This is a genomic window from Lysinibacillus sp. OF-1, from assembly GCF_028356935.1.
In the GTDB taxonomy this organism is placed as follows: domain Bacteria; phylum Bacillota; class Bacilli; order Bacillales_A; family Planococcaceae; genus Lysinibacillus; species Lysinibacillus fusiformis_D.
On the sequence record NZ_CP102798.1, the window covers coordinates 3,791,409 to 3,808,482 of the forward strand.

14 protein-coding genes and 1 pseudogene are annotated in these 17,074 nt (G+C 31.4%); 7 read left to right on the forward strand and 8 right to left on the reverse strand.

The window, feature by feature from the left end:
• Positions 1 to 5 precede the first annotated feature (5 nt).
• The 7 genes and pseudogenes from NV349_RS18550 to NV349_RS18580 form a co-directional block, all read right to left on the reverse strand.
• On the reverse strand, positions 6 to 2,588 hold the full coding sequence (locus NV349_RS18550; protein WP_271910864.1) for an McrB family protein: 2,583 nt from the start codon (positions 2,586 to 2,588) through the stop codon (positions 6 to 8).
• Between the two features lie 39 nt (positions 2,589 to 2,627).
• Complete coding sequence (locus NV349_RS18555) at positions 2,628 to 3,512, reverse strand: HNH endonuclease (protein WP_271910865.1); 885 nt, start codon at positions 3,510 to 3,512, stop codon at positions 2,628 to 2,630.
• 304 nt (positions 3,513 to 3,816) lie between these two features.
• On the reverse strand, positions 3,817 to 5,301 hold the full coding sequence (locus tag NV349_RS18560; protein ID WP_271910866.1) for a hypothetical protein: 1,485 nt from the start codon (positions 5,299 to 5,301) through the stop codon (positions 3,817 to 3,819).
• A gap of 1 nt (position 5,302) precedes the next feature.
• The gene (locus tag NV349_RS18565; protein WP_271910867.1) at positions 5,303 to 6,160 is read right to left on the reverse strand and encodes a hypothetical protein; all 858 of its coding nucleotides are present in this window, start codon (positions 6,158 to 6,160) and stop codon (positions 5,303 to 5,305) included.
• A gap of 238 nt (positions 6,161 to 6,398) precedes the next feature.
• Positions 6,399 to 6,527: pseudogene (locus NV349_RS23275) on the reverse strand (transposase); the annotation flags it as partial.
• A gap of 66 nt (positions 6,528 to 6,593) precedes the next feature.
• The gene (locus NV349_RS18575) at positions 6,594 to 8,294 is read right to left on the reverse strand and encodes a rhomboid family intramembrane serine protease (protein WP_271910869.1); all 1,701 of its coding nucleotides are present in this window, start codon (positions 8,292 to 8,294) and stop codon (positions 6,594 to 6,596) included.
• A 117-nt stretch (positions 8,295 to 8,411) separates the two neighbouring features.
• On the reverse strand, positions 8,412 to 8,822 hold the full coding sequence (locus NV349_RS18580) for a hypothetical protein (RefSeq protein WP_271910870.1): 411 nt from the start codon (positions 8,820 to 8,822) through the stop codon (positions 8,412 to 8,414).
• Positions 8,823 to 9,017: 195 nt separating this feature from the next.
• Between NV349_RS18580 and NV349_RS18585 the strand changes: the two genes are divergently transcribed.
• The 5 genes from NV349_RS18585 to NV349_RS18605 all read left to right on the forward strand — a co-directional run bounded on the left by NV349_RS18585 (position 9,018) and on the right by NV349_RS18605 (position 13,489).
• A complete protein-coding gene (locus NV349_RS18585; protein ID WP_271910871.1) occupies positions 9,018 to 9,359 on the forward strand; it encodes a helix-turn-helix domain-containing protein in 342 nt (113 codons plus the stop codon).
• Positions 9,360 to 9,778: 419 nt separating this feature from the next.
• Complete coding sequence (locus NV349_RS18590; protein ID WP_271910872.1) at positions 9,779 to 10,786, forward strand: restriction endonuclease subunit S domain-containing protein; 1,008 nt, start codon at positions 9,779 to 9,781, stop codon at positions 10,784 to 10,786.
• A gap of 2 nt (positions 10,787 to 10,788) precedes the next feature.
• Complete coding sequence (locus NV349_RS18595) at positions 10,789 to 11,373, forward strand: lecithin retinol acyltransferase family protein (protein WP_271910873.1); 585 nt, start codon at positions 10,789 to 10,791, stop codon at positions 11,371 to 11,373.
• 641 nt (positions 11,374 to 12,014) lie between these two features.
• Positions 12,015 to 12,692, forward strand: a complete 678-nt coding sequence (locus tag NV349_RS18600; protein WP_271910874.1) for a serine/threonine protein kinase — start codon at positions 12,015 to 12,017, stop codon at positions 12,690 to 12,692.
• Between the two features lie 320 nt (positions 12,693 to 13,012).
• Entirely contained in the window at positions 13,013 to 13,489 is a 477-nt protein-coding gene (locus NV349_RS18605; protein WP_271910875.1) for a JAB domain-containing protein, read from the forward strand.
• A gap of 91 nt (positions 13,490 to 13,580) precedes the next feature.
• Here NV349_RS18605 and NV349_RS18610 read toward each other — a convergent pair whose 3' ends face one another.
• Positions 13,581 to 14,828, reverse strand: a complete 1,248-nt coding sequence (locus NV349_RS18610) for a hypothetical protein (protein ID WP_271910876.1) — start codon at positions 14,826 to 14,828, stop codon at positions 13,581 to 13,583.
• 164 nt (positions 14,829 to 14,992) lie between these two features.
• Here NV349_RS18610 and NV349_RS18615 point away from each other — a divergent pair, with 164 nt between their 5' ends.
• Both NV349_RS18615 and NV349_RS18620 read left to right on the forward strand, forming a co-directional pair.
• Entirely contained in the window at positions 14,993 to 15,559 is a 567-nt protein-coding gene (locus NV349_RS18615; protein WP_271910877.1) for a hypothetical protein, read from the forward strand.
• Positions 15,549 to 17,060, forward strand: coding sequence for a DNA primase family protein (locus NV349_RS18620; protein WP_271910878.1), 1,512 nt, complete (start codon positions 15,549 to 15,551; stop codon positions 17,058 to 17,060). Before NV349_RS18615 ends, NV349_RS18620 begins: the two co-directional genes overlap by 11 nt.
• Positions 17,061 to 17,074 lie beyond the last annotated feature (14 nt).

Here is a 17,074-nt window from a genome sequence, read left to right on the forward strand (position 1 = left end):
CTGATTTACTCGTAAATTTCAATATAACTAGCATGCTTTTTAAATGCTGCTAATTGAATCGAATACTTAGTTTCAGGGATATCGATGTCAGGATTCGCTTTAAATACTGCGTTTATCTGTACTGGTGTATCTAAAACAAACTTTAAATTATCTACCTTAGCATTATCTCCAAGTACCAGCTGAATTTTGCTGTAGTCCTCATAAAAGTATTCTTGCAGAAGCGGGATAATCGCATTCTTAAAAATATTCTCTAGGTTTTCAATCGTCGGTTCATTTTTTAATGCCATGAAATAAGCATGACCAATTGTGTGTTCACGATCGTACAGCACTTCAATTCGTTTGTTAATCGTGTCGACCATCTTTTGAATATCGATATTACCTACTTTAATTTCTTCTAGAAGTTGCACATTTGGCATCTTTTCAATAAAGCGGAACCGTCTTCTTAATGCTGTATCCATCATAGCAATCGAGCGATCAGCCGTGTTCATTGTCCCTAATAAATAGACGTTTTGTGGCACGCCGAATTCTTCTTTTGAATATGGTAAACGAACTTTCATTTGCTCTGGAGCTCCAAGACGCTTCGTCGGTTCAATTAACGTAATGAGTTCACCTAAAATTTTCGAGATATTACCTCGGTTGATTTCGTCGATGATAAAGACATAGTTCTTATGGTTTTCTTCAACTGTTATTAATTCATCTTGAGAGTGCTTTAAAATGAGCTCGTTGACACTATCAGTGGACATTCTTTTCAATTCATAAATAGTACGTAACGTTAAGTTTTTCTTTCCGTTTAAATCATACACATATTCATGAATATTTTTAGCAATCCATTTAACAGAACGACAACGTTTATAGTATTCTTCATCCTCTAACCACTCTGGCTCACCTGTAATAACGCCAATTGCATCAATATGCTTTTGGTCACCCAATGAAAATACAATATCTCCAATACTCATGACATCATAAAAGCAATCTAAAATATCTTTGACATTACCGGTTGGTTCTTCTTCATCTTCCGTTAAATCTTCACCAAAATAATCCCATCCAATACGAATACGACTATTTTCGAAGCAATCTTCTTTTACATCATTCATACCACTTCCACCTAGTGACACTTTCCAGACACGAGTATCAATCTCTAGAGCTTCGTTGTTATTTGTAACTTTAAGCTGCTGAGCGTTCTCACAAAAAGCCTTAAAAATTCCTGATTCGATCTTATACTGAAGTAGTTCATCTTGTTCTTCATCTAAAGCAGGCTTGATCCCTTCAACAAATTCCTCATAACCAAACGACTGATGAAATGTAGTAAAATTAATTTGTCCTGATTTTTTATAATTGTTATAACGCTCTAAAATAGTTTGATAATCTTCTTTGAATAACGATTCAATGGAACAGTTTTCAATTATCGCTACAGCGTAAATTACCGTATTATACGTTTTCCCTGTACCTGGTGGACCATATAAAATCATATTTTTATCGTACAATGTAGATTCATCCTTTTCTGGTAGATTACTTTCAACTTTGCCTATGACCAAATTGTAATACTCTATTAAATTTTCAAAAGCACTATCTAATTTTTGATAGATCATCTCATTTGTTAACGACCGCAATTTTATTTGTTCATTCGTCAGATGGTAGACAATTTGCACCTTTTTATACTCGCCATCTTGAATTTTCTTTTGAATTTCAATTGCTGGTTCATATGAAACTTTAGAATCCCAGCTTCTATCTACTTTTATATAATAACAGTACTGATCGTTTTGGATTAATGGCTTATTTAAAATCTTATGATGTCGATCGAAGTCTGACTGTTTTGCCTTCTTTTCATCTAATTCAATTGAAATTCTAAATTGCACTTCTTCATCATTTTTCTCAGCAAAAATTGAAATGCTTGTTAAGACATTCTCATATTCTTCATATTTCAGCTGATTCCATAAATATCTTCGAACAACATCATTTCCACCAGTAAGCCATCTCGATTTATGTTTATTTTTCACTCCATACTTGAGAGCAAAACTATCTGCTAATTTATTTAACTCATTGACAGTGGTGCTTCCGCTTTCTCTTATCGCTAAGTAGAATTCCTTTTCTGGTTCATCTAATTGATCAGGGCTTTTATAAGCATGATTTGAATAATTATTTAAATGTGTTATTATTTTTTTGAAATCAATTTTAGGGACAATTATAGCCGACTCTTTATTATTAAAAAAGGCACGGTACTCAGTTTCAACAAAATTAATTAATTGTTCCACTGAGATTTCTTCACCACTTGATAAAGTCAATAAATCTTGAATATTTAAATCTGGTCTTTCTTTCTCTCCGTTAAACTCACCTGGATAGCTTAGTCTTCTTTTTTTCTCATTTATTTGTCTAAAAAAATTATGTAGTTTATTTACGTGATCCCCATTAAAATGCTGAGAAATCCTAGCACCCTCCACATTACTATCTGTTAAACTTTGCGCTCTCTTTTGAATATCAGCTTGTACAAGTCCAATATCTGACATCGATTTTACTTGATCATTTTTAAATCGTTCATAAGTCATCATTGCTGCTGCTAACCAAACTGCTTGATTTACCGTTAAATTCATATTAAGCACCTCCTTGATTCACTGTTTTTGTATCATTCATTAAATTAGTTTTTGATTATGCCCTTCCATATAACTCAACTGCTCTTCATTTAACTTAACTCGCAACCCATAGTTTATATTCAAAAATACTCGATCTATTTCATCTAATGATTGAGATATCACAATCTTTCCATCTAAATCAAACGAAATCAAATTTTTGTCAAATAATGCATCATGATTCGGGCAGAGTAATAATCCATTATTCACATCAAGTCTCTCCTCATTTGTAGAAGCGCTCCATGGTTTAATATGACTAGCAATTAGAACACGCGAATCTGTTACACCGCATAATGCACATTTACACTCACGTTCGATCAGTAACTTTTTAAACTTTCCCTGGCCTATACGTGATTTGATCAAACGTTCTTTTTCAGTTTGTGATATGGGTAAGTTTTCAACTTGCTTAAATTCTTTAAATTCTTCCTGTATCTCTTGCTTATCATCTGTAGCTGATGGTAGTTTCGTAAACTTCGCTTTACTATCTATTAAGCGCAGCGGGAAAATCCATACAAGGCGCATTCTGCCATCTTGATCCTTTTGTTGATCCTGATATGGCTCACCTGCAAGCTCTACTTGTCCGCGATATGTATATTCTCTTGGCTTCATTACCTCAAAAAAATGAATCTCTACTCCATTACTATCTGACTCTGCTAATGTCAAATTTTGACCACTCATCTTCTGATCACCACTCTGGCCCATACCTGTGTAATGATAAATATCATCAACAACCTTGTCATCATAAAGCTTCGTCTTATCCGAAATAAGCGTCAATGTATTAGTACGATTTGACTTACGCATTCCTCCCTGTGGCGCACATAAAAACACATCACAAAGCTGCTGATTATTTACGACTTCATTTAATGCTAATAGACGTGTCCCTGTCATGGAATAACCTCCCACAATATTATTTATTCTTATTATTAAATTAATTGTACTATGATGGAAAACATTGGACTATGGTGTCCGGTGAAAAAGCTGCTAATTGTGAAGGGCAAAATTTAGCTAAAGTGCAGTCTTACAGAATTCTAACAGGATATAAAAATCCACTTACTATAAATAAATTGCACTCATAACAAAAAGCTGCTCGAACAAATCAAGCAGCTTTTTCATTTATAATTGTGCGCTGCGCTAACTTACTCAGCATTATTTTCCTTATAACAGAAACAACATTTTGAATACCATATTAAATTTAGTTTAAGAAGAACCCCTCTAAATCATCTTCATTTTTTAAAATTTTATACTCTTCAACACCGACTTTTTGTGCTAATTGAATCGAAGCTGCAGCTAATGTTGCTTTATTCGCATTGAAGTCAAATGCAGCATCAATTAATGTGTTAAACCGTTCATACATTGCATCTATTTTTCGAATTATTTCATGATACGCATTATCTACTTTTGCTAGTAATCCTGCCATATACTCATCCATGAGATGCTTTAATGCAGCTTCTTTTTGTCCGAGTTTCCCTTTTGCGATACCCCAAACAAAATTAGTCGTTACTGTACCGATAATCGGTCCGAGTACCGGTATTGGGATAAGCGTTTGACCGATTGCTCCACCAATTGCTGCAATACCGGCTTCTAAACATAAAATTTGACCTTGCGTTACGACTTCATCTAAATCAATTTGACCTTTTTGATGATCTACTAAAAGCGAAGTAACTCCCATCGCAGCACTCGTAACTGCCCCTGCAAATGGAGCCGACAACGACGTTAAATCTGTCAAAGCATAAATTGAACCAGCTGTAACACTTGCTTTTGCACCAGCTTTTCCTGACTGTAGTCCAACCTCCTTCCAGTCATTAGCTGTAAAATCGGATAACTTCGTACCAGATTTAACTTTTGAATAAATGTTTGTACAAGCGCTTACAGCTGTACTAATTGCTGCGGCAGTACCCGCAACCTTCATTCCCTCTTTTAATGAAGGGCCAGCATTTGCTTGTACTGCTTCTCTTTTGTGCTCAGTCTCTTTATCTATTTTATTTATTTTTTGATGATTTTCATTGACCGTTTGTTCTTGTTTTTTTTGAAGAGTTTCGTGTGCTCTACCAGTTTGTACTTCGTCATATTTCGAAATCGATTGTTTTACAACATCATCAAATGAACGCCCTGTTTGACGTTCAATCTCATCTACTTTCTGTAGAATCGATCTAATGGACTTTGCACTTAAATCCGTAGGGTTCTTACCACTACGCAAAGCTTGAATGATATCGTATAGATCTTTAGGAATTACATAATCCATCGCCTTATCTTGGTATTTATCAAAATGCTCTAACACACTGGACAAAGAATTATTCGTTCCGTTAATAAATTTTGACTGTGTCTTTACGCCGTTCAAAATAAAATCTTCTGGCGCTGTTCTTCCCACACCTTCAAACGTTGCAACATCTGCTTGACCGTTTAAAGCTGCTTTAGCGTTCCGAATATGCACCTCAAAGTGTTCAGCAATCTCACCATGCTTTGTTTTTTGAGAACCTAAAATATTTTCTGGTGAATTTAAAAACTGACGCATTTTAGTAAATTGCTGCAACGCCTTTTCAAAGTTTTCATTTTGAATTTGTTTTTCTTTTAATGAATTGCTGACAATTGAATCTAACTGCTTTGCAATCGATTGACTTTTCCAAGTATTAAATCCATCGACACCAGCTGCAATAACTTGATCCTTCCACACTGTCATATTATTTTCCTATTTCCTTCATAAATAATTTAGATAAAGAAAATGTGTTGTTAATTATGGCAATTAACTCTTGTCGTTGATCTAAAGAATATTGTTTGAATGAAGTAATACCTTGTGTAGAGTTCGTGAAATTCATAATCATTTTGTATAATTCATTCATTAATTTTTTTGTTTTAGAGTTTAATTCAACAATTTCATATTGAACAGCATCAATTTTATGACGCTCTTTTACAATCTTTAATCTTTCTTCATCCGCTTTTATCGCAGCCTCTTTATTTTTTTTGCTTGCAAATAAGCCACCTGCTACTAGACTTGCTACACCAATGCTCCAGCCAATTGGACCAGCTAAAGCTAATAATGCGCTACCAGCGGCCATACCTCCACCAGTTCCTCCTGCGGCTAATGCACCACCTCCAAGCCAAGCTAATGCCGCATTTGTTGCCGCTGCACCAGATAATCCTGAAATAGCAGCACCAGTTGAAGCTGTTCCAAATGTTGTTGCAATTGCCATTGCTGCTGTTGGTGCAAATGCTGCTGTAGCTACACCAGCTGCTACACCGGCTGCCGAACCACCACCCGCAATTTTAATCATCAATTTTTCATCATAGGTAATTTCGCTTAATGCTTTAAAGCTTGCAGTATTAATGCAAATCGCATCGAATTCCTTGTCAAATTCTTTCGGTGAATTAGCGATTGAATTGATATAGCGTTCTACATTTTCAATTACTTCTAATGCCGATGTACGTGAATTATGTAAATTCAACGCCGCTTTTTGTACATTTTTTTGTGCATTTTCATAATTAGTAACCTCTGTTTTTAACTTTCCAACGGCTTCTTTTTTTAAAGAACTATTAAGCATACAGTCACCTCAGTGTATAAATAAATATTATCTTACCGTCAATTTGGAAATATTAAAGGTTTTTCGAACTGAATTTAATTTTTCTTTTATTTGACTATAAAATTATTGAATAGATAATTTAAGTAGGCTGTTCTATAAGGACTAAATGAAAAACCGCTGAACGAAAAATTGTCATTTATTCGTTCAGCGGTTTTTGTGTTATCATTTAGCATTTGTTTTTCTGGTGTAATTGCTACATTTTCAGGATATTATGAGCTAATACCACAATCCCAAATTCCACAAGCACCTTGTCAAGGTCACGCAAGAAAAATCTATGTATCGACCGATTGCCCTTGATGTAACCAAAAACACTCTCTACCTCTATTTTTCAATGAGCATTGATGCATGCTTTGTCTACACATTCAGAAAGTAATTCTTCATCCTTTGGGTCCTTTTAATAACTCAAAGGTGTTGTTATATACTCTATAATAGAGTATATATCTTTTTGATTTTCAAATATCTCTCCGTCATAAAGAATCTGGTGTACTGAAAATAAGTTATCAAATTCTGGAATCAAAATAAATTCTAAATAAGAGCCACGTCCAGGTATAATCTCCCCATTATAGTATCCCGAAATAAAAATTGATCTAGCTCTAACCTCAATGTTTAAATCAGTAAAAGAATTGTCACTAAAAATAGCATAAACAGAGGTATTAGGATATTCAACTAACATAAAGTCTCCCATATCATTTGGAATGAAATAATCACTATTTAATCCGGATAGCTCTGGTTCATCATTATTATACAAAGTAGTTATCTTCTTTAGATTACTTTGCACTTTAGTATTATCTTTTTTGTTTTGCTTTTCTGTAGCATGGTTTATTTTATCAGATATAGTTTGATCTTTTCCCTCATATAACATGGACTGTTCATTTTTAATGTCATTTATCATACTAATAAAAATGAATAAAAGTAAACTTGAAATAATCAATACCATAAACTGTACGATACGAATAACACTATTTTTTGTTTTCTGATAAGCCGTTCCAAATATTAATTGTAATTCGAATTCAACCTTTTTCATTATAGTATTATGATTTATTTTATTTTTTTTCTGTTTATATTCTCTTACTACATCTTGTCCAAGTTGAATTATCGTTTGAGTATATTTAGTCTTTTTAGCTTGTTTATAGTAATAACTGTTCTTTATTACTCCTCGTAGCTTCCAACTTGTAAAAAATGTCTTTATAATCCAACAAATAATCAAAATTAGTAAAATAGTTATTATTATTTCTATTATACTTCCATTTACAAAGCTCAAAAGTTGTTTTTGATTTTGCCCATCTAACAATCTATCAAGATTATAAATTAACTTATCACTATAGTAATTTGAAGACAGATACATAACTTCATTTCCAGTTTTATATCGAATGTCTTGAATAAATGGTAAGGCAGTATTCGGATAAAGCATTTTTGGTATATAAGTCACAACAACTATACCAATAAATGTAATTACCGATTTAATAAAACTTGTAAACCAATTCTCGGCTACTTCTTGTTGGGTTTTAAATACTGCAGCAATAATTATTCCACTTATCAAGCCTCCCATATGACCAGCAATAGATATTCCTGGAATAAAGAAAGTCCACACCATATTTGCCCACAACATATTCCATACCCAATTACGTGTGGTTTGATCCATCCATTGATCTTTTTTCAAGTTTAAACCTACATATAACCCCATTAATCCATACGCTGAACCAGATGCCCCACCTACAATTGTATTTACACCCGAGAACATCAAGACAAATAAGCCACCAAATATTCCTGTTATCGAAAAGAAAGCAGTGTATTTTATCGGACCATACACCCTTTCTAAAAAGGGACCTGTAACTAAAATTGCCCCTAGGTTCATTAGTAAATGTATTGGACCGCCTATTTGATGAAATGTATATGTAATAGTACGAATTATTCCTTCAGTTGTCGCATCTGAGGGTATGATTGAACCAAACAGCCTAGCTGTTTCGAAATTTGTTGGTCCATCCCCCCAAATATAACTGGCTATAAATGATAGTAGTAGTAAAAAAACAAATAAAGTTGTAGCAGGTGATCTTTTAATTACATCCTTTAACAGCTCTAAATCAAAAACTCCCATGTATAATACCTCTCACTATATATAATTAAAGATTTCTAATTTACAAATAACCCCAATCATAATATTACTTTAATCTGATTTAAAATTGATTCTATTATTTGGTTTTAATAATATGAATCAGTTTTCATCTAATGACTCTAGCCAATTTTGGATTTTTTTATTTTCTTGTACAAAATCTGACTTCATTACGGATGGTAATTTATTATTTAACAATTCTATGTAAGAATAATTATACTTTTCCATTCCCTTATTAATTACGGTTATGCCAATAAAAGTTAAATCCATGCACAGTATTACAGCTACAATTGGGACAACATAAGATTTTTTTAATTGCACACCTTTATTACGAATAATTAAAAGGAAAATAATTATACCTACGATTGAAAGTACTGTTCCAAGTGAAAACACTATTAAAAAGGTTAATAGTCTAAATCCTCCCTCACTGTTCTTTAAGCTAAATGCTGCAAGCAATCCAAGTATTATTCCAATTGTTCCCTTAATCCCAGCAATCACTGTCAATACGGTCATACTATACCCCCACTTCAAATCTAATACTAAAAATATTTATTAACTTAAATGCAACATATTTTTTGTAATTTTTCCTATCAATAGTTTAATTATACACATAAAAAGTATTAATAGTATACATTATCAACCAATAAGTATTAATAGTATATAGAATAAATAAAACCTTCCTACTAGGGTTATCTTAGGAGGGATCGAATGGATAGTTTAGTGGAATCAGTCGGAATACACATCCGTGTGTTAAGGAAAAGTAAGAAACTTAGTCAAGAAGAGCTTGCTTTTAAAGCTAATGTTCACCCAACATATATTGGTCAAATTGAACGTGGAGAAAAAAACTTAACTATCTCTAGCCTTTATCAAATCACAAATGCATTAGAAATTAATCTTGCAGAGTTCTTTTCAGTTATTGAATCTAATAACAATTCTACTGAAAATTTACCTTATCGCTTGATTATTAAATTACTACAAGATGTAGATATAAGTGAGCAAAGACAGTTATACGAAATACTAAAGCAAATTGTTGAGTGGAAAAAAAACTAAGAAGCCTATGCTTATAGAGCTTCTTTTTAATTGAATGTATAAGCGATTAATAGACAAGCCTTGGGATATAACCAAAAGGGGGATATCTTTTTTATTAGCCAGTAAAGTTTTTGAATCGAATTTTTCTTTCATCTAGAACGTTTTATAAAAAAATTAAAATATATATTATTTCAATGAAAGCACATAAATATCCCATGGGATATTTATGTGCTTATTTTAATTATAGGAGGAAATGCTAATGAAACAATCTGCAAAATGAGTAAATGTTGTTCAAGTCAAATTAGTTCGTTAAAAATCATTTCTTGTTTAAAGGAAGAAATGTACGCAGTCCACAAGCTGCTTATGGAAATAATCAAAGTTTTTCTTTGAAATGATGATTGCGAAAAAAACCTATCTCTATTAAGGACGTGAAAGCCGTTATGTTACCGTTTGAAATCTCACCAGCAAAAAAAATTTTATTAAATTCCCTTTCTCAAAACTGGCAAAAAGCAATTTTAGACACTGCTCCTATTCAACAGATAATTGATCGTACTTTCGAAGAATTAAAGCATACTATGCCTGTTTATTTAGATAATATGATACATTTTTCGGAAATAGAGAAAGACTATGTTAGTAGCAATCTAGGAAAAGGAGATTTGCCACTCAATAAAATACACTTTACTGAAGTGAAGGATAATTCTGTTCTTTTACTAATGTCACGTAAAATGAAAGACATCGAAACTTTACGAGTGGGAATTTATAATGATGATTCTACCGTAATGAAATTAAATCAAAACATATTAAAAATGAAAGTGAGAGCTGACTTTTTCGATGCGATTGGCTTTGAAAAATATATGAGTAGTGAATTGATTTTTTCAAAATATATTGCTTACTACTTCCTTTCAACAGCTGGTAAACAACAACTCTCGACTTGTCTTCAATCAGAAACTGATGTTATGAAATCACTAAAAATTAGTAAACTTAAGCAGCTTGAAATCCCAGTATCCCTATACGTTCCTTATGTCGTAGAAAAAATAGAAGAACAAATTTACTTTAGTAACGCGGACCATTACTTTAACCAATTGGACAACTCTAAGTCTATGTTTGAAGCTTTTGAAGCGATTTTGACAGATGTATCTACTAATTATGTTACTCAATTTAAAGCAGATAAAAAGCTATTCACCGCTCGTGAATTTGCCCTTTTATTAGCAAGATACATTGTAAATTCACCACATTATACCGATTTAGACGTTTCTGTTGTTCTAGAAAGCTTTGTTCACTATAGCAGATTTGTAAAATTACATGATAGTGAATGGGAAGATGAACCTATTGAATTTTATGGTCCACATCATGAAATCGAAGGTGACATTATTATTGTCATTAAACATTTTGAACAGAACTGGGGTATACCCGGGAATGCAAAAGTTATTTTTATTGAGGAGAGATAATTGTGGGATTTTTTGAAGATCTAAATAATTGTTTTGAATGCATATCCGCGGCAAATAAAGAACTAGTGAGTGATGTGAAGGAGCTTGCAGCTAAAACAAAACGTGACATCATTTCAGATTGGAAAAGAGAAGTCCCTGTTTTCGGTAATTCGATAGAGAAAGTTGATCGTGCTATAACTACTTTTAGAAATGCAAAAGAACATTTTCCTGACCCTTCGATAGGACCATTTAATCCCGATTTACAATTGAAAAAGATCATGAAAAAGTTGGTACAGGATAACAAACTAGAAAAAGATAGTAAAATAAAACGTGCGCAGCATTTAAAAGTAAACCGATTTGGATATTCCCATCACGCTTTATCAATAGATGGATGTGAGGTCATCCATTATCAAGACTTTATCGTAAAAACAGAGTCTATTGTGAGTTTTGCTAAAGGAGCTGACATTCACATATTAGATACACCTCGCCTTTTTACAAAAGACCAAGTAATTGCCCGCGCTTATTCAAAATTAGGCGAAAGAAAGTATAACTTGATCTTTAACAACTGCGAGCATTTTGTAAGATGGGTATTGAATGGTGAAGAATAAATAAACATGCATACCCGATATTAAACTATGTAAAAATTTATACAGCAAAGGACTCGAATTTAATTAAATACTCGAGTCCTTTCTATGTAAGCTTCAAATATTCCCACCTGCCATTTATAAATAACCCATGAGATAATCTCCTTACATACTACATGTGGATTTTTTTTATGGAAAAACACCTATAAAAAAAAGAATGGGGAGCCTATATTCAAGACTATAAAAACAGTGGATTAAGAGTATATTCCTATAGTATCTATATCAGAGAATGGCCTATATGCCATTAACATTGAAGACTTGGAAGTAATATTTTTCTTGTTGAATAATTGCTATTTACAATTAGAAAATAAGGGCTCGTTTAATCTTACTTATGCCCTGCATCATGCAATGAAACAGAGGCACCTATTGAAAAATGGAGATTGATAAGAAAAGCTAAACTAGGGTAAGAATGAGTTGTGGTTAATTTACTTTAGTAGTTTAACCTAGCAACAAAATCATCCAGTCACCAGAATGATTTTGTTACTTCTAATAAATTGATACAACCTTAATCCTACTTTTTAAAAATGGATACGGAGTAATAATTTTCATAATTATTATAAAATTAGTATAATGGATTTATAGACTAATAGATGGGGGAAATAATATTGCCAAATAATGCAGAAGTGTCTGAACAACTAAAATTATGGAAAGAAACAGCATTAAAGCTGTTTGATAATTCAGCTGATAGTGTGAGTATTACCAATATAAACCAAATTATCAGTACATTAAATACAATTGGGACTAGTAAAGCCTCAAATCATATGTTTATGCCTTCTGGCGGAGGTTTGGATTTAATAGGTGCACGTCCATCCTTTGAGAAGGGATTAGTAGAATTAAATTTAGATGGTACTGCTAAAATCGTTAATCCAGAATCTCTTACCTTCCATCCAATAGGCGATGATCCTCAGTGGTGGTATTATCGTTTAAATACTACGCCATTTCCACATAGCGGGGTATATGAGGGGATTTCTTTTGAGGACGATGATGAATTAAAGTTTTTAGGTGAAGAATTACTTGAAGTTGAACAAGGAAACTATAAAGAGAGATTTTACTGGGATGAAAATCACTTAGGTCACGACGAAAATGGCCGTGAAATTCCCCTTCCGGATACTGCCCGAATTGTAATACGGGCAAACAACGGCGGTGATTATGTAATTTTCCCGAAATTCTCAGCCTATAATCATAATCCGAGAACTTATGATGCTCGACATAATAAAATGAATGGAGATACTTTTGAACAATATATAAAAAATATTGTTCAAGAATTAATAATGAAAGATTAATAAACGAGGCGTTAATCCAATTAAAGGATTAACGCTTTATTTATGTAAATTTCAGTTTAACGTAATGCTAATGCACATATTCAACAGTGTGTGATTGCAGGTCAAATGAAGATGTGTTGCTTGTGTTTTCAGCATTCTTTGTATCGGCACTTAAGAGGGAAGTTTATATTCTTCAAATAAATACTTTCATCTTCTTTATTTCCCCAAAAAGGAATTTATTTAATTTTTTTAACTAAATAACGTATTATTAAAAATTTTGATTATATATTATTCTCTTGAATAATTATTATTCTACTTTATATAAATTGGAGGAAATCAAAATGAACCAAGCAATTGATTTTACACCTAATATTAGATCGGCTAAACGTGTACAAATCGTCCAAGTGAAACTAGTTCGTGAAAAATCATTACTTTACAAAGAGAGAAAAATTCGTTCCCCACATGATGCCTACACACTAATGAAGGAATTTATTGGTGATGCTGATCGTGAACATTTTGTAGTTTTATGTTTAGACACTAAAAATCAACCGACATGTATTCAAGTTGTTCACATCGGCAGCTTGAATGCTAGTATTGTTCATCCACGCGAGGTGTTGAAATCTGCATTACTTAGCAATTCTGCTTCAATTATCGTCGGACATAATCATCCAAGTGATATTGCTACTCCAAGCCCAGAAGATATCGAAGTAACTGAACGCTTGAAAGACGCAGGAAAGATTTTAGGGATTGATTTATTAGACCACCTGATAATTTGTACGGATTCTTTTACTTCACTGAAAGAGAAAGGTTATGTTTAATTACTATTCAAAATTGAACATAGATTTTAACAAGGTACCACTTACACAAAATCTATTAACATATAAAGACTAAAAGATTCAGTCGATCGATTTATCTTCGACTGAATTTTTTCCATCTATATTTATCATTAAGTAATACACGACCATTTTTAAAAATTAAACGTTCTTGTTGTTCTTGCTGCACCTGTTCTTCCTGTTCTTCCTGTTCTTTCAATACATCTAATTTATTTTGTTTCGTATCGTATAAAGTCTCATATCCAATTTTATAAATAAAAGGGTTCCAGTTAAACTGAACAATGTCATCAGTATCATCATTATATAAGTCTATGTACAGTTCTTCATTTTGTAGCATATAAAAGAAAAAATAATCTTTTTGTATTTCGGATGGAATATTTATTTGAGATTTCACATCAAATTCCTCTATAATTTTTTCTTTCATCGTATTTTTTAACATCTCAAAAATTTTAGTACTACAAAATAAGTTATCTTCAAATTTTAAAAATTTAGTTTCATAAGTCTCAAATAAATGGCACCGGGTTTTCATGCCTGAAAAATGTATTAAATGAGCACATAAATTAAAATTTGATCTTATTACACTTTTTAATTGGTCATTATTATCAATTGTCATATCAAATTTATACTTCACAGACGAATACTCATATATTCCCATCATTGAATTTAAATCGAATAAATTCGTTACCTTATTAAAAGCAAGTAAGCATAAAGATTTATTTATCTTTTTATTGTTAGTTTTTCGTAAATTTTTTATGTAATTTTCGAAATATGAACGTCCTTCTTCAGATTTTTCTAAATGACTATTTTGTAAATTATGTAAGCGTAACCTACGTTGATCTATTGGTTTCGATATCTTTTCACCAAATTTGATTTTACTTTCTATAGTTTTACTTAATGCATATACGTACCAAGGAAAAAGAATTTTTGGAAATAAATCGTAAATATCAATAGACACCAAATAGAAAAGGTCTTTTACATTTTCATCCAAACTAATCTCATTAAGAAATAAGTTGAATTCCTCTGAATTCTTAAAGAAAAATTCGGATGATAGATCTTTGAACTTTTTTTTGTTAGTTGATTTACTAAAAAATACGATTATATTTTGTACAGCATCATACAAAAGCTCCATAACTAAATCATCTTTTAAATACTGATAAAAATCTTGTATATCTTCTTTATCTTCTTCCCGTAATAAATTATAAAGATATTCTTCTATTTTTTTATTAAAAGAATTTATTTTAAACTTATTTCCTTCGTCCATAAACTCAATATTTAATAATGATCCTTTCTCGATGTCCATTAAATCTTTAAGGTAATTTACCATCTTAATTAATTCCTCCTTAAACTTACTTATTTTACTCTTTTATATATTTGATTTCAGTTTTCAAAATGAAAAAAAACTTTCAAAATGAAATACTGTTTACTAATTCCGAATTTCGTAGTATTAATTCTGAGCCATAACTCAAATATCATTTAGGAGTGAATACTATGAACAATGAAAAATTTACTAGCAAACTAAAGAAATTTATTGATTATTTAAAAGAAGGTGAACCAAAAGAACACAGTGAACAAAATAATTTTGCTATTCAAATTGGAATAAAAAAATCTCACTTATTTGGCTATAGCGACAACCCTTTACCATTAAATTGCGGAATTATTCTAATGGAATATAAAAATGAAATAATAATTTTAGGCCACTTAGATCAGAAGAAATTTTTATCTAATAACAACGAAAATTTTAAAGTGATTATTGCATCTGATGATAGAAAAAATGATAACCCAAAATTGTATGTGAATACGCCTGAAAAAAATTATTATATCGATAAAGACACATTATTATCTGATAATGAAAAAATATATATCTATTGGCAATATGGTAAAGATAATTGCTTAAGCATTATTTATCGTGACCAAGCTCAAAGTGAAACAAGATATGAGCACCTTTATTATGTAAGCGATGAAAGTATGAATCCCTTAAAAATAATTACTTATCACATTCTACAATATTTAGAAGATAAGCAACAAATTAAGGATGTGGGATTCGATGAAGAATGAATCTTCATTATTTGATCATAAAAATAAAGTGACAACAAACTTTAAAGTAACCAAACCTTTAATAGATAAAACTAAACTTGCGAGTAACTTAAAGAACTCTATTACCTTTGATTTATTAAATTCTGAAAAGCTTGCTAGCAATAAAGTCTTAATGGCTCGACAAATTGTGGAATCTTCTATCGATGATAAAAATATTAATTCAGTTTCTAAAATACAAAAAGAGTCAATCTTCTCATTAGCCAAGAAATTTGAAGATTTGTTTATTTTCAAAGTATTTGAAGATGTCTTACACGTATGGGACGAAATAAGGGGATATTATATTCCCCTTACTAATGAAAGTGCAGATTTGTTTTTCAGAAAAAGAGCACCTAACCAAATGAAACCAAATATAAATTCCAGAAATATAAAAGAGATTGTTAGTTGGATTAAAGCTGAATGTTCAATTCAATTACAGGAATTTGATCTCATAGATAATAGAAATTTAATTGCCTTTTCTAACGGGATTTTTAACCTTAAAAATAATATACTTTATGAATTATCTGCTAACTTCAATATTCGTTCTACATTAAATGCAAATTATAAGCCAAATATAAATCATAGTATTTATTTTGAACAATTCATGAGAGACATTTGTGATGCTGATAACAAACTCTACCAACGCATTCAAGAATTTTTTGGATATGTAATTTCAGAGATAAGGGATATAAAGATTATTTGTTTCTTAATTGGACCAAAGGACTCCGGGAAATCTATTATTTTAAAATTACTAGAGCACTTAATTGGCAATGATTTTTGTACAAACTTAAGTTTAGATGAATTAAATCAAAAAGAATATTTAAATCGATTATTATCAAAAAAATTAAATACTTGTGGTGAAGTAAGCGAAATATCGTTAAAAAGGCTCGACAGTCTTAAAAAATTATCAGGAGGGGATAAAATTATGTCAAAAGCTTTATATGATCAACCTACCTCCTTTATTAATCGATCCGCTTTAGTTTTTGCTGGGAATCATCTTCCTGAAATAAAAAACATTGATAAATCAAATGCTTTTAGTGACCGTTTACTTATTATTCCATTCGAAAATCAAATTCCAAAAGAAAAACAAGATCCTACTCTTTTCAACAAATTAATAAATGAAATCGATTATATCTATATCGCTAATTGGGCACTAGAAGGACTTATCAGATTAATTTCCAACAATTATCAATTCACAAATTCTCCAAAAAATGTACGTGCTTTGCAAAATTATAAAATCCAAAGTAATACTATAGAACAGTTTATAAATACACGCTGTAAATTCTCTATTTCAAGTAAGATTTATAAATCCGATTTAGAAAATGCATATTTTTCCTTCTGTGAAGATCATAATGTTTTGGCAGCTAGCAATAATGAATTTCATCGGTATTTAAAAGCATTGCCAAACATAATTTTTAAAAAATTCAGACTAGATGATGATAACAAAAACGGATATTTAGGAATAGATCTAAGAGATGAACAATAAGAAAGGAAGATTAG

Coding starts and splice junctions, on each gene's coding strand:
- NV349_RS18590 (WP_271910872.1), top strand. CDS start 9,779: ATGTTACCGTTTGAAATCTCACCAGCAAAAAAAATTTTATTAAATTCC.
- NV349_RS18585 (WP_271910871.1), top strand. CDS start 9,018: ATGGATAGTTTAGTGGAATCAGTCGGAATACACATCCGTGTGTTAAGG.
- NV349_RS18620 (WP_271910878.1), top strand. CDS start 15,549: ATGAAGAATGAATCTTCATTATTTGATCATAAAAATAAAGTGACAACA.
- NV349_RS18615 (WP_271910877.1), top strand. CDS start 14,993: ATGAACAATGAAAAATTTACTAGCAAACTAAAGAAATTTATTGATTAT.
- NV349_RS18560 (WP_271910866.1), bottom strand. CDS start 5,301: ATGACAGTGTGGAAGGATCAAGTTATTGCAGCTGGTGTCGATGGATTT.
- NV349_RS18610 (WP_271910876.1), bottom strand. CDS start 14,828: ATGGTAAATTACCTTAAAGATTTAATGGACATCGAGAAAGGATCATTA.
- NV349_RS18575 (WP_271910869.1), bottom strand. CDS start 8,294: ATGGGAGTTTTTGATTTAGAGCTGTTAAAGGATGTAATTAAAAGATCA.
- NV349_RS18565 (WP_271910867.1), bottom strand. CDS start 6,160: ATGCTTAATAGTTCTTTAAAAAAAGAAGCCGTTGGAAAGTTAAAAACA.
- NV349_RS18580 (WP_271910870.1), bottom strand. CDS start 8,822: ATGACCGTATTGACAGTGATTGCTGGGATTAAGGGAACAATTGGAATA.
- NV349_RS18605 (WP_271910875.1), top strand. CDS start 13,013: ATGAACCAAGCAATTGATTTTACACCTAATATTAGATCGGCTAAACGT.
- NV349_RS18550 (WP_271910864.1), bottom strand. CDS start 2,588: ATGAATTTAACGGTAAATCAAGCAGTTTGGTTAGCAGCAGCAATGATG.
- NV349_RS18555 (WP_271910865.1), bottom strand. CDS start 3,512: ATGACAGGGACACGTCTATTAGCATTAAATGAAGTCGTAAATAATCAG.